The sequence below is a fragment of the Streptomyces sp. NPDC057428 genome (assembly GCF_042803195.1).
Taxonomy (GTDB): Bacteria; Actinomycetota; Actinomycetes; order Streptomycetales; family Streptomycetaceae; genus Streptomyces.
The window spans coordinates 16,149-29,497 of record NZ_JBHVCT010000036.1 but is presented as its reverse complement, the minus strand read 5'-3'; the positions used below and the strand labels follow the sequence as shown (position 1 = coordinate 29,497).

General features: G+C 72.2%; 11 protein-coding genes. 10 read left to right on the top strand and 1 reads right to left on the bottom strand.

Annotation, left to right across the window (positions count from 1 at the left end):
* The first annotated feature begins 5 nt into the window (after window positions 1-5).
* The gene (gene meaB / locus ACFU5K_RS16560) at window positions 6-1,025 is read left to right on the top strand and encodes a methylmalonyl Co-A mutase-associated GTPase MeaB (RefSeq protein ID WP_384061747.1); all 1,020 of its coding nucleotides are present in this window, start codon (window positions 6-8) and stop codon (window positions 1,023-1,025) included.
* A 103-nt stretch (window positions 1,026-1,128) separates the two neighbouring features.
* Here meaB and pgm read toward each other — a convergent pair whose 3' ends face one another.
* On the bottom strand, window positions 1,129-2,775 hold the full coding sequence (gene pgm, locus ACFU5K_RS16555) for a phosphoglucomutase (alpha-D-glucose-1,6-bisphosphate-dependent) (RefSeq protein WP_384061683.1): 1,647 nt from the start codon (window positions 2,773-2,775) through the stop codon (window positions 1,129-1,131).
* A 747-nt stretch (window positions 2,776-3,522) separates the two neighbouring features.
* Between pgm and ACFU5K_RS16550 the strand changes: the two genes are divergently transcribed.
* From ACFU5K_RS16550 to ACFU5K_RS16510, 9 genes are all read left to right on the top strand, one after another.
* Window positions 3,523-4,698: a glycosyltransferase family 4 protein gene (locus tag ACFU5K_RS16550; protein ID WP_384061680.1), complete on the top strand. Its 1,176-nt coding sequence runs from the start codon at window positions 3,523-3,525 to the stop codon at window positions 4,696-4,698.
* Complete coding sequence (locus ACFU5K_RS16545) at window positions 4,695-6,182, top strand: sugar transferase (RefSeq protein ID WP_384061677.1); 1,488 nt, start codon at window positions 4,695-4,697, stop codon at window positions 6,180-6,182. The genes ACFU5K_RS16550 and ACFU5K_RS16545 overlap by 4 nt, the downstream gene beginning before the upstream one ends.
* 3 nt (window positions 6,183-6,185) lie before the next feature.
* Entirely contained in the window at window positions 6,186-7,553 is a 1,368-nt protein-coding gene (locus tag ACFU5K_RS16540; RefSeq protein WP_384061674.1) for an O-antigen ligase family protein, read from the top strand.
* Window positions 7,550-9,175, top strand: a complete 1,626-nt coding sequence (locus ACFU5K_RS16535) for a lipid II flippase MurJ (protein WP_384061671.1) — start codon at window positions 7,550-7,552, stop codon at window positions 9,173-9,175. The genes ACFU5K_RS16540 and ACFU5K_RS16535 overlap by 4 nt, the downstream gene beginning before the upstream one ends.
* Window positions 9,165-9,935, top strand: a complete 771-nt coding sequence (locus ACFU5K_RS16530) for a polysaccharide deacetylase family protein (protein WP_384061668.1) — start codon at window positions 9,165-9,167, stop codon at window positions 9,933-9,935. Before ACFU5K_RS16535 ends, ACFU5K_RS16530 begins: the two co-directional genes overlap by 11 nt.
* On the top strand, window positions 9,932-11,077 hold the full coding sequence (locus ACFU5K_RS16525; protein WP_384061666.1) for a glycosyltransferase: 1,146 nt from the start codon (window positions 9,932-9,934) through the stop codon (window positions 11,075-11,077). Before ACFU5K_RS16530 ends, ACFU5K_RS16525 begins: the two co-directional genes overlap by 4 nt.
* A complete protein-coding gene (locus tag ACFU5K_RS16520) occupies window positions 11,074-11,748 on the top strand; it encodes a YveK family protein (protein ID WP_384061663.1) in 675 nt (224 codons plus the stop codon). The genes ACFU5K_RS16525 and ACFU5K_RS16520 overlap by 4 nt, the downstream gene beginning before the upstream one ends.
* A complete protein-coding gene (locus ACFU5K_RS16515) occupies window positions 11,745-12,908 on the top strand; it encodes a GNAT family N-acetyltransferase (RefSeq protein ID WP_384061660.1) in 1,164 nt (387 codons plus the stop codon). The genes ACFU5K_RS16520 and ACFU5K_RS16515 overlap by 4 nt, the downstream gene beginning before the upstream one ends.
* 110 nt (window positions 12,909-13,018) lie before the next feature.
* Window positions 13,019-13,330, top strand: a complete 312-nt coding sequence (locus ACFU5K_RS16510) for a chaplin (protein WP_384061658.1) — start codon at window positions 13,019-13,021, stop codon at window positions 13,328-13,330.
* The last annotated feature ends 19 nt before the right edge of the window (window positions 13,331-13,349 follow it).

The window sequence follows — 13,349 nt, the reverse complement described above, 5'->3', positions numbered from 1 at the left end:
TGACCGTGGCCGCGAGGATCGACATCGACGCGTATGCCAAGGGTGTGCTCGACGGGAAACGAGCTTTCGTGGCCCGCGCGATCACTCTTGTGGAGTCGACCCGTCCCGATCACCGGGCGATGGCGCAGCGCCTGCTGAGCGAGCTCCTGCCGCATGCGGGGCGGGCCCGGCGGATCGGCGTCAGCGGGGTGCCGGGCGTGGGGAAGTCCACGTTCATCGATGCGCTCGGCACCCTGCTGACGGGCCTCGGGCACCGGGTCGCGGTGCTGGCCGTGGACCCGTCGTCCAGCCGTACCGGCGGTTCCATCCTCGGCGACAAGACCCGGATGGAACGGCTGGCGGTGGACGCGCGGGCGTTCGTCCGCCCCTCCCCCACGGCGGGGACGCTCGGCGGTGTGGCCAAGGCGACGCGCGAGTCCATCGTGGTGATGGAGGCAGCCGGCTACGACGTCGTGCTCGTGGAGACGGTCGGGGTGGGGCAGTCGGAGACGGCCGTCGCCAACATGGTCGACACCTTCCTGCTGCTCACCCTCGCCCGTACGGGTGACCAGTTGCAGGGCATCAAGAAGGGCGTGCTGGAGCTCGCCGACGCCATCGCCGTCAACAAGGCGGACGGCCCGCACGAGCGTGATGCCCGCTCCGCGGCGCGTGAACTGGCTGGCGCGCTGCGGTTGATGCATCCGGTGGACGCGGCCTGGGCTCCCCCGGTGCTGACGTGCAGTGCCCGGGAGTCGACCGGTCTGGACCAGTTGTGGGAACGGCTGGAGCAGCACCGCACGCTCCTGGAGTCCACCGGCCGGCTGACGGCCAAGCGCCGTGAGCAGCAGGTGGACTGGACGTGGACCATGGTCCGCGACGAGCTCCTGGACAGTCTGCGCGGCCACCCTGCCGTACACGACCTCACACCGGGCCTCGAACAGCAGGTTCGAGCAGGCGAGTTGACGGCCACGCTGGCGGCCGAGCAGATCCTCCGGGCGTTCCGGGGTGAGGAACGCACGGACGAGGAACAAGCGGAAGGGACCTGAGCCAGGGCCCCGGGCACGTGACCGCGCACGCCAGGCCGCGCAGAGGATCCCGGGGCGGGCGGACCCAGAAGCCGGGTCCGCCCGCTGGCCGCCCGTCGACGGGTCAGTCCGTGGAGCCCAGCGCCTCGGAGACGAGGGCGCGGGCCTCGTCCTGGACCGTGGCGAGGTGCTCCGGCCCCTGGAAGCTCTCCGCGTACACCTTGTAGACGTCCTCAGTGCCGGAAGGACGTGCCGCGAACCAGGCGCTCTCGGTGCAGACCTTGAGCCCTCCGATCGCCGCGCCGTTGCCCGGCGCCTCGGTGAGTACGGCGGTGATGGGCTCACCGGCGAGCGTGTCCGCGCGGACCTGCTCGGGGGACAGCTCGGCCAGCACCGCCTTCTGCTCGCGCGTCGCGGGGGCGTCGACCCTCGCGTAGGCGGGGTCGCCGAAGCGCGCGGTGAGTTCGGTGTAGTGCTGCGAGGGGGTGGAGCCGGTGACGGCGGTGATCTCGGAGGCCAGCAGGGCGAGCAGGATGCCGTCCTTGTCGGTCGTCCATACCCGGCCGTCGCGGCGCAGGAACGAGGCACCGGCCGACTCCTCACCGCCGAAGCCCAGGGTGCCGCCGAACAGCCCGTCGACGAACCACTTGAAGCCCACCGGGACCTCCACGAGCCGCCGGCCGAGGTCTGCGGCGACCCGGTCGATCATCGAGGAGGAGACTAGCGTCTTGCCGATTCCGGTACCGGCCGGCCAGCCGTCGCGGTGGGAGTAGAGGTAGCGGATCGCGACGGCAAGGTAGTGGTTGGGGTTCATCAGCCCACCGTCGGGCGTGACGATGCCGTGCCGGTCGGCGTCGGCGTCGTTGCCGGTGGCGATGGTGTAGGCGTCCCGCTGCTCGATCAGGGACGCCATGGCGTACGGCGACGAGCAGTCCATCCGGATCTTCCCGTCCCAGTCCAGCGTCATGAACCGCCAGGTGGGGTCGGCGAGCGGGTTGACGACCGTGAGGTCGAGCCGGTGGCGCTCGGCGATCCGCCCCCAGTAGGCCACCGAGGCGCCGCCCAGCGGGTCGGCACCGATCCTGATCCCGGCATCGCGCACGGCGTCCAGGTCGAGCACGGCGGGGAGGTCGTCGACGTAGCCGGTCAGGAAGTCGTGGCGGCCCGTGGTCCCGGCAGCGAGCGCCCGGGCGTAGGGGATCCGCCGGACCTCCTTCAGCCCACCCTCGATCAGGGCGTTGGCACGGTCCTGGATCCACGAGGTGGCGTCCGATCCTGCGGGTCCGCCGTGCGGCGGGTTGTATTTGAAGCCGCCGTCCCCGGGCGGATTGTGCGAAGGCGTGACCACGATGCCGTCGGCGAGAGCGCCGGTCCGGTCGCGGTTGTACGTCAGGATGGCGTGCGAGACGGCCGGGGTGGGCGTGTAGCCGTCGTCCGTGTCGATCAGGACGGTCGCGCCGTTGGCCGCGAGAACCTCGACGGCCGTGACCCTTGCGGGTTCGGACAGTGCGTGGGTGTCGGCGCCGAGGAACAGCGGCCCGTCGGTGCCCTGCTGGTGCCGGTACTCGCAGATGGCCTGGGTGGTGGCGGCGATGTGGTCCTCGTTGAACGCGGCCGCCAGGGCCGAACCGCGGTGCCCCGAGGTTCCGAACGCCACCCGCTGGCCGGGCTCGGACGGATCGGGGTGGACAGCGTAATAGGCCGTCACCAGCCGTGCCACGTCCACCAGATCGCCGGGCTGTGCCGGCTGACCGGCCCGTTCGTGAACCATCACGTCTCCTCTGTCTTCGGCTGCCTCTCGCGGACCGTCCCGGACTGGACGATCATCAGGAGTTGTACCCGATCCTGTCTCGTCGACCGCGCTCCGGGCACGGGACGGGACCAGCAGTACATACGCAGCGAACGGGGTCTCAGGGGCGGTTCGGCGTGATCGGCCGGTTCCCGCGTGAGGCGCCCCGGCATCGGCGAGATCACCGGATGCCACCCGTGGGGCATCGATGAACATCGGACAACGAATTCGGAGCCCACGCGGGCGCGGAGCCGAAGCCTTTGCCGTCCGACTTTCTAAAGGGCTGTCCCGTAATCCCTGGTGGATCAGCGCGCGGCGTCGGATGCGGTGCATCGCAAGGCGGAGGAGCGCTCGCATACTGGATGCATTCGGGCGTTCCGACAACGCAGCGAGGCGCCGTAGCTGTCGTCGCGCGCCCGCCAGGGATTGTGGGACAGCCCTCAGGTGGCGCGGAAATATGAACAGAGGCATACACCACGGCAATCATGCGACAGCCGCCGGTAGAAAATCTTATTGCCTCATCTGACACGCCGCGGCATTCGGGGGAGATTTGTCCGACGACCCGACAGGGCTAACGGCGGAGCGGCGAGCGCGAGTCGTACGTGTTTTCCCACTCGGCGTCTGTCACAGTGCGTTTCGGTTTTACCCACTTGATCTCCGCCGCCATATTCCTTGCCGCCGGTGTTTACCCGAACCGGCTCTTCGGGGGCTTGTGAAAGAGAGCCGTGCGTGCTGCAGAAGAATTGCACCGAGGAAAATCGACTGACGGTCCTTCACCTGGTCCAGCCGGTGGAGGGAGGAGTCGCGAGGGTCGTGACCGACCTCGTCGCGGCTCAAGTCCGCGCGGGTCTGCGTCCCGTCGTGGCCTGTCCACCGGGCGGTGAGCTGGCCTCCGGAGCGGCCGCAGCAGGGGCTCGCGTGTGCGAATGGCCCGCCGAGCGGGCTCCCGGTCCCCGGCTGAGCCGGGAGGTCTCCACCGCGAGCCGCCTGATCCGCTCGTGCCGTCCGGATGTGATCCACGCCCACAGCGCGAAGGCCGGGCTCGCCGGCCGACTGGCCGTACGAGGCCGCGTACCGACCGTCTTCCAGCCGCACGCCTGGTCGTTCGAGGCCCTGGAAGGGCGGGCCGCCGGCCTCGCGAGGTCCTGGGAGCGGTTCGGGGCCCGCTGGAGCGACCGCATCCTCTGCGTCAGCGAGTCCGAGCGGCGCGCCGGCGAACGGGCAGGCATCGCAGCGCACTGGTCGGTGATCCACAACGGCATCGACCTGGGCCGCTTCCGGCCCGCGGGCCGGGACGCCGCGTCGGCCGGCCGCGCCTCCCTCCCGCTCCTCGAAGGCGTCCCGGCCGACGCTCCGCTCGTCGTGTGCGTGGGGCGCCTGAGCCGGCAGAAGGGCCAGGACGTCCTGCTGCGGGCCTGGCGGATCGCGAGCACGGACGGTGCGCGGCTCGTCCTGGTCGGCGACGGCCCCTGCGCGCCGGAACTGCGGCGCACCGCACCCGACGGGGTGCTGTTCGCAGGGGCCACCCCTGACGTACGGCCGTGGATCCGGGCCGCGGATCTGCTCGTACTCCCCTCGCGGTGGGAGGGGATGGCGCTCGCCCCCCTCGAAGCCATGGCCTGTGGCACACCCGTCCTGTTGTCCGACGTCAACGGGGCCAGGGAGAGCCTGCCGGCCGGGCACCTGCCGCACTGCCTCGTGCCGCCCGAGGACCCCGCGGCCCTCGCCGCGGCCCTGACAGCCCTGCTGACCGATCCCGCGCTGCGGGCGGAGCTGGGCCGGACGGCGCAGAGCCGCACGCGGTCGGTCTTCGACGTGACGAAGACGGCCGGGGCGGTCCTGCACCTCTACCACGAACTTGTCGGCAAGTCCCGCCCCACGACGAGGAAGCGCACCGAGCGATGACGACGGAGAGTGCCCCTGTTCCCCGAGCCGCCCAGGCAACTGCCGTACGGAGCGCGGCTTCCGCTGTACGACCGCCACGCCGTGGCGGTGACGACGCACCGTCCGCGCAGGCAGCCGCCGGTGTCCGCCGGCGCAGGGCGCCCGCCGCGCTGATGGCCTCCGACGGGCTCGCCCTCGGCCTGGCCGTGGCACTGGTGGCCCCCGGCCCGTGGCCACCGGTCGTCCTCCTCCTGCAGATCGTCCTCCAACTACTGCTGCACGCCTACCGGGGCCTGTACCGGACCGGACTGTCCCCCTCGGTCCTGGCGGAGCTGCCCGCGCTGACCGGCCTCGCCCTGGTGCAGTGGTACGTCACCGCAGAAGCCCTGACCACGTACGACCCCCGCTACTCGGCAGGATGGACGGCACCCGCCTGCGCGTTCGGTGTGCAGCTCCTGCTGAGCTGCTGCGCACGCGCCGCGGTCCACCGGGTCCGGCTGAGGTCCGCCGCACGCAATCCGCAGTCGACCCTGGTGGTCGGCGACGGACCGCTCGCCGACCGGGTCGTCGCCGTCCTGCAGGAGCACACGCGCTACGGCATGCGGCCGGTGGGCCGGGTGGGAGCCCCGGCCGCTGCCACGGACGGAACGAAGGACGCTCCCGCCGGTGAGGCCCCGCTGCCTGTACTCACGTCCGTGCAGGACGCGAGTAGGGCCGTCATCCAGAATTCCGTCCGTCACGCGGTGTTCACGATCCCGCCCGAGTCGGCTTCCGACGGCGCCGAGCTCTTCGCGCTCTTCGCCAAGCACGGCTGCCGGGTGTGGCTGATCACCGACCAGGGGGCGGTGGCCCGGTACCGGACCGGGCCCCGGCCGGACCACGTGTGGGGTTTCGCCGCCTACCCGCTGTGCACCGGCCCGCACCACCCCGTGGCCCACCGGCTTAAGCGGGCCATGGACGCCGTCCTCGCCGCGGTCGCCCTGATCGCCGCGTCGCCCGTCATGGCCGCCTGCGCTCTCGCCGTCCGCGTCTGCGACGGCCCTGGCGTCATCTTCCGGCAGGAGCGCATCGGCAGGAACGGACGGCCGTTCGTCCTCCTGAAGTTCCGCACCCTGCGTGCCGACGCGCACGAGTCGGCCACCCGGTGGAACGTGTCGGAGGACCGGCGCATGAGCGGAGTCGGCCGGACCTTGCGCAGGACGTCGCTCGATGAGCTGCCGCAGCTGTGGAACGTGGTGCGCGGGGACATGAGCCTGGTCGGACCGCGACCTGAACGCCCCTACTTCGTACAGCAGTTCAGCCGGGTGCATCCCGGCTACCGGACCCGCCACCGGATGCCCGTCGGCATCACGGGACTCGCGCAGGTGAACGGTCTGCGCGGCGACACCTCGATCGAGGACCGGGCCCGCTTCGACAACAGGTACATCGATACATGGTCGCTCTGGCAGGACATGTGCGTACTCGCGCGCACGGCCGGCTCTGTGTTCCGGCTCGGAGGAAGCTGAAACGTGGCACTCATCGCAAGCGCGGCACCCACCGTGCGTTCCGCACAACGGAGCACGCTCCTTCACGGGTTGGCCGGACGCTGGCCGCTGCTCCCGCTGATCGCGGCCGTGCTGCTGCTGGCCGTCCCGGACGACGGCACGGGGGCCGGGGCCGGGGCCGTGAACGGGGTACCGGCCCCCGACCTCCTCTCCGGCGTCGCCGTCCTCGTCTGCGCGGGCCGTCTGCTGTATCTGCGGCGGCGTCCGCTGACCGTCGCGGCGGGCCTCGTACTGGGCCTGCCTGCCGCAGGCCTCACCCTCGCCACCGTGACGGCGGCGGACCCGGCGGCAGCGCTCCCGGGGCTCGCCCGGTACCTGCAGATCTTCGTCCTCGTACCGGCCGCGGTCCTGCTGCTGGTCCGGGACGCCCAGGGCTTCAGACTCGTCGCCGGTTCGCTCGTCCTGCTGGCGGCCGTCCAGGGAGCGACGGGTGTGCACCAGTACGTCACGGGTTCCGGCGCCTCGTACATGGGTGAGGACATCCGCGCGGTGGGCACCTTCGGCCCCAGCGACGTGATGGGCATGGCCACCGTCGTCGCCTACGGCCTGCTCGCCGCCGTCGCGTACGCGCTGCGCACCCCGAAGGGTACGCCGTCCTGGCTGAAGCCGTGGGCCCCCCTGACCGCAGCGTTGCTGGTCGTCCCGCTCACCCTGTCCTTCAGCCGGGGCGCCTGGATCGCGACCGCGGCCGGAGCGCTCGCCATGATCGCGATGACCGGCGGCCGGCAGGCCGTACGGGCGCTGGCCGTCCTCGCGGCCGCGGGGATCGTACTCGTCGGCGGCTTCGGCGTCGGGTCCGAGATGATCTCGCAGCGGCTCGCCAGCATCACCCAGGTGACGAGCGCGCCGGACCGTTCGGTCAACGACCGCTATGCCATGTGGGCCGCCGCTACGGACATGTGGCGTGAGCGGCCCGCGACCGGTGTCGGCCTCAAGGGCTTTCCCGCGCACCGCGACGCACACGCCTCCATCGGCCTCTCGGCGGGCAGCGACACGGCGGGGGCGGGACAGGAGTTCCGCAAGCAACCGCTGCTCTCCCCCCACAACATGTATCTGCTGGTCCTCAGCGAGCAGGGACTCATCGGCCTGACCGCGCTGGCCGGTTCCTGGGCGGCGCTGCTGGTCGGCGGGGTGCGCAGGCTGGCGCGCGCCCGGGCCCGGGGCTCCGCCGCCGTCGACTGCGGACTCGCCGCGGTCGGGCTGATGACCTGGCAGACCGTCGACTTCCTGTACGCGGACATCGGGGGCCCGTCCACCGTGCTCACCGGAATCGTGCTCGGCCTCGCCGCGTGGTGGGCGCTGGCCGGTCCGGAGAGGACGACCACCGCGTGAGCACGACCACCGCAGGAGAGGCCGGCGAGGCGTCGGACGTCGCTACGTCCGTCCACGAAGTCCCGGCCCGGCCCGGAAGGTTCCTCGCGCGGGCGGCGGGAGGCGCTGCCGGACTGACCGTGGTCGCCGCCCTGCTGGGGCTCGTGCGGGACCAGGCGGTCGCCCGGCTCTTCGGTGCCAGTCATGACAGCGACGCCTTCCTGATCGCGTGGACCGTTCCCGAGATGGCGGCCACGCTGCTGATCGAGGACGGCATGGCACTGCTGCTCGTACCCGCGTTCAGCCTGGCCCTGACCAGGCGCGCCGCGGGCGGACACGTCACGGACCCCGTGCGCGCCCTGGTGGCCGACACCCTTCCGCGGCTGTTCGCCGCCCTGGCCTGCGCGGGCGCGCTGCTCGTCTGGGGAGCGCCCTGGGCCGTCGCCGTCCTGGCGCCCGGACTCGACGATCCCCGGCTCGCGGTGGACTGCACCCGTCTGACGGCCGTCACCGTGCTCACCTTCGGCGTCACCGGCTACTTCAGCGCGGCCTTGCGGGCGCACGGGCGCTTCCTCGCACCGGCCGGGGTCTACATCGCGTACAACATCGGCATCATCGCCGTGACGCTGGCGCTGCACTCCGCCTGGGGGGTGCGCGCGGCTGCCGCCGGGGTCGCCGTCGGCAGTCTGCTGATGATCCTGACCCTGCTGCCCACGTTCGTAAGGCTGTTGCCGCGGCGGGCCGGAGGTGCCGGGCTCGGCGCCGCTCGCGGGGAGGGTTCCACGCTGCTCGGTGCGACGGTCCTGGCGCCGGTCGTCCTGTTCGTGGTGAGCCGTCAGTCCCAGGTCTTCGTCGAGCGGTTCCTCGCCTCTTCCCTGCCCGACGGCGCCATCTCACACCTCAACTACGCCCAGAAGGTCGCGCAACTGCCGATGGTCCTGTCCATGATGATCTGCACGGTGACCTTTCCGGTGGTGGCAAGGGCCATGGCGTCCGGCGACAGAGAGGGCGCCCGGCGGCGGGTCGAACGTGACCTCGCGATCGCCGGGACCGTGGTGCTGCTGGGCACCGCGATGGTGCTCGGCTGCGCGCCGCTGATCGTCGAAGTCCTATTCCAGCGCGGGGCCTTCGACGCCACCGACACCGCGGCCACAGCGGGTGTCATGCGGGTCTACGCGCTCGGTCTGCTGGGCCACACGCTGGTCGGCGCCCTGTGCAGGCCCTACTTCTCCGCCGGCCGTCCCACCTGGTACCCCCTGGGCGCGATGGGGGCGGGACTGCTCGTGACCACTGCGGCCGGGCTGGCCATGGCCGGTCCGTTCGGCGTCGACGGCATCGCCGCGGCGAACGCCGTCGGCATCAGCACGGCCGCACTGCTGATGCTCCTGGGACTGCGCAAGCGGGCGGTGCCCGTCCGGGCGAGGGCTGTGGCCGTGTCGCTCGTCCGCCCGGCCGCCGCAGCGGCGGTCGCCGCGACGGCGGCCCGCCTCACCACCGAACTGGTACCCGGCCCCCTGGCCGGCCTGGCCGCGGGGTGCCTCGTCGTGCCCGCGGCCTTCCTTCTGACCGCACTCACGCTACGCGCTCCCGAAGCCGCCCATCTGCTGGTACTCGTCCGACGGAGGTTCTCCCATGGCCGCTGACACCTCGGCACCTCGTGCCCCCGCCCCCCCGCTGCGCGACCGCCCGTGGATCCTCACGTACCACTCGGTGAGCGATCCCACTGACGATCCGTACGGCATCACCGTCTCCGCCGCGCGCCTGGACGAGCAGTTGACCTGGCTGCGGCGCCGCGGCCTCACCGGTGTGGGGATCACCGCGCTGCTCCGCGCGCGGAGCGCGGGCGAGCGCGGACTGGTCGGCCTGACGTTCGACGACGGATACTCCGACTTCGTCGACGAGGCGCTTCCCGTACTGCTCGCCCACGGCTGCGGGGCCACGGTGTTCGTCCTGCCCGGCCGGCCCGGCGGCTCCAACGTCTGGGATCCCCTCGGCCCACGCAGACCGCTGCTGACTGAGGAGGGCGTCCGGACCGCCGCCGCGGCGGGCATGGAGATCGGCTCCCACGGCATGCTCCACCGGGATCTGACAACGCTCTCGGACGACGAGCTGCGCCAGGAGACACACGACAGCCGGGACGCGCTGCGCCGCATCACCGGGCACGCCCCGGCCGGATTCTGCTACCCGTACGGCACGGCGGACCGGAGGGTCGTCGAGTCGGTGCGGGACGCGGGGTACGTCTACGGCTGCGCCCTCGCCCCCGGCTCGCTGTCGGGGCCGCTCGCCCTTCCCCGCACGCACGTCAGCCAGGCCGACCGGGGCACCCGTCTGCGGGCCAAGGAGGTGCGGCACCGGCTGCGGCAGCGCCGTGCCGCCGCATCGCGGCGAGGTGACGCCGGGTGAGGGCGCTGCACGTCATCACCGGACTCGGCGTCGGCGGCGCCGAGCAGCAGTTGCGGCTGATGCTGCGTCATCTTCCGGTGCGGTGCGACGTGGTGACGCTGACCAACCCGGGAGCGGTCGCCGAGGGGCTGCGCGCGGACGGCGTCCGCGTCCACCACCTGGGCATGCGCGGCAACCGTGACCTGGCGGCGGTGCCCAGGCTGGCCCGGCTCATCCGCCGCGGAGCCTACGACCTGGTGCACACCCACCTGTACCGGGCCTGTGTCTACGGCCGGATCGCGGCGCGCCTGGCCGGGACGCCCGTGCTCTCGACAGAGCACTCACTGGGGCGCGCGGAGATCGAGGGACGTCCTCTCACCCGTGGCACCCGGGAGCTCTACCTGCGCACCGAGCGGCTCGGGGCGGCGACGGTCGCCGTCTCCGACACCGTCGCCGGCCGGCTGCGCGACTGGGGCGTGCCCGCCGCCCGGATCCACACCGTGCCCAACGGCATCGACCCGGCCTCCTTCCGCCACGACGAGGGACGACGGCGCTCCACGCGGGCACTGCTGGGGATTCCCGGTGACGCGTTCGTGGTGGGCGGCGTGGGCAGGCTCGTCCCCGGAAAGCGCTTCGACCTGCTGATCCGTGCCGTCGCCGCCCTTCCGGACGCCTGGCTCGTACTCGCCGGGGAGGGTCCGGAAGCCACCTCGCTGCGCGCCCTGGCGGCACGGCTCGGGGTGACCGGCCGTGTCCGCCTCCTCGGGGAGTGCGGCTCCACGGATGCGGCCCCCGGCATGCCCGCGGTCCTCAGCAGCGTCGACGTGTTCGTGTCCGCCTCCCGTGAGGAGACTTTCGGTCTGGCGGCCGTCGAGGCACTCGCGGCAGGACTGCCCGTGCTGTACGCGGTCTGCCCCGCCGTCGAGGACCTCCCCTCGGGCCACGCACCAGGCGCATGCCGTGTCGCCTCCCCTTCGGACACCCCCCACCTCGCGGCCGCACTGACGTCAGCGCTGACGCACCGGATGGAGAGCGGTACCGGCCGGCTTCCGCCCCCGCCGGCCGTGGACCACTACGACATCAGACGCAGCAGCCGACGGCTCATGGACGTCTACGCACAAGCCATCGACACAGAACCCCCGACCTGGAGAGCACACCGATGACCGAGTCCCCCGCGCAGCCGGCCGTCCCCGTACGGATCCGCAGGCTCCGCCCCTCATCCCTACGGCCCAGCTGGTGGCCCCTTCCCGCCTGCGTCCTCCTCGGAGCGGCCTGCGGATTCGCGTACGGCACGCTCGCCACACCCCAGTACACGGCCACCAGTTACGCGATGGTCACCGCGGGCAAGGCCGTCGACCCCGCCGCGGCGCTGGGCTACGCGCAGTCGTACGGCCGTCTGGCAACCAGCGACGCGACCCTCTCGTACGCCAGGGGGGCCGCGGGTGAGCCGGTGCGTGAACTGCGCAGGCACGTGCTGTCCGAGACCTCCCCGGACTCACCGATGATCGCCGTCTCCGGCACGTCGGACGATCCCGACCGCGCCGCGGACATCGCCAACGCCGTGACGGAGGCCGTGGTCGTCAGCAGCGGGCACGTGGCGAAGGACACCGGCGTGAAGCTGATCAAGTTCTCGCACGCCGTGCCACCGGGCGATCCCGTGTCCCCGTCCGTCCCCCTCGGCACGGCGGTGGGCGGGAGCGCGGGCGGGCTGATCGGCGGGCTGGTCCTGCTCGTCCGCCCGCGCCCCGGACGCAGGGACGACGCCGTGCAGGTGCCCGCCCCCGCCCAGGGCGGCGTCGCCGCGCCGGCCGAGGAGAAGGAGCTCGTGGGATGAACACCGACCGTCGACGGCTCACCGTCACTCTCTGCCGCGACCTCGCGGAGTTCACGGAACTCGCCGCGGAGTGGGACGCTCTGCACCGCCGCTGTCCGACCGCCACACCGTTCCAGAGCCATGCGTGGCTCCGCTCGTGGTGGCTCTCCTACGGAGTCCCCGGCCGGCTCCGCGTGCTGCTGGCACGACGGAACGGGCGGCTGATCGGGGCGGCGCCGCTGATGCTCGTGCACCGCCCGATGCCCCTCCTCATGCCGATGGGCGGGGCGATCTCCGACTTCTTCGACATCCTGGTGGACGGCGAGGACACCGGGACGGCGGTGACCGCTCTGGAGCGCGGGCTCCACAGGGCCGCCTCGCACACGGTCGTCGATCTGCGGGAGGTACGGCCCGACGCCTCCGCACAGCTGCTGTTCGGCACCTGGTCCGGTGCCCGGAGCAGGCTCACCGACTCGACCTGCATGGAGCTGCCCGCGGAGCCGATCGACGCCCTCATCGGACGGATGGGCGGTTCGCGGGCCCAGCGGTCCCGGGCCAAACTCCGCAAGGTCGACTCGCTGGGCATCGAGTGCCGCGAGGCGCCCGTCCACCGGGTGGCGGGTGCGATCGGCAACCTGCTGCACCTGCACGAGCTGCAGTGGCTCGGCAGGGGGGTCAACCCGGAACACCTGCGCCCCCGGTTCTGCGCGCACCTGGTGCGCTCCGCACGCCGGATGGTGCGGGACGGAGAGGCCACGGTGCGGGAGTTCGTCCTCGACGGGGAGGTAGTGGCGGCGGACCTGTCCCTCGGGTCGGCTCAGCTCACCGGAGCCTATCTGTACGGCGTCGACCCCCGCCTCAGGGAGCGGAAGGTGGACGTCTCGTCGATGCTGCTGCGGGAGATCGCGCGGGAGGCCGCGGGTTCGGGGCGCGGAGTGCTGAGCCTTCTGCGCGGCGCCGAGCAGTACAAGAACAACTGGTCTCCCGAAGCGGTCGTCAACCAGCGTCTGCTGCTGGCCCGTTCCGCCCTGGAGCCGATGCTTCGTCTGCGCGAGGGGCAGGTGGCCATGCGTGACCTGGCCGCGGAGACGGTGAAGGCCCGCTTCCCGGCCGCGCGGGACTGGCGCGCGCGGCTGAGCGAACTCCCGGTGACCGGCCTCGCCAGCGTCAGCCGGAGTTGATCCTAGATGATTACTTTTGCGGTGATCCGTTACCGTCTGCCGATTTCCGCGTTGTCAGTGCATGCCAGCCGCACCCCCCGCGGCCGGTCTGGAATCCTCAAGGAGAATTGATGTCGCGTATCTCGAAGGTGGCCGCTGTCATGGCAGGTACCGGTGCCCTGGTCGCCGGCGGTGCCGGCATGGCCTTCGCCGACGCCGGCGCGGGCGCCGTGGCCGCCGGCTCCCCCGGTGTGCTTTCGGGCAACGTGGTCCAGGTGCCCGTCCACGTCCCGGTCAACGTCTGCGGCAACACGGTCAACGTGATCGCCCTGCTGAACCCGGCGTTCGGCAACACCTGCGCCAACGTGTCGGACCACCAGGAGGTCGAGGCCGAGCACCACGACGACGCCAAGGCCGAGGGCGACTACGGCTACGGCCACTGATCTCCCTGACGGGACCTGC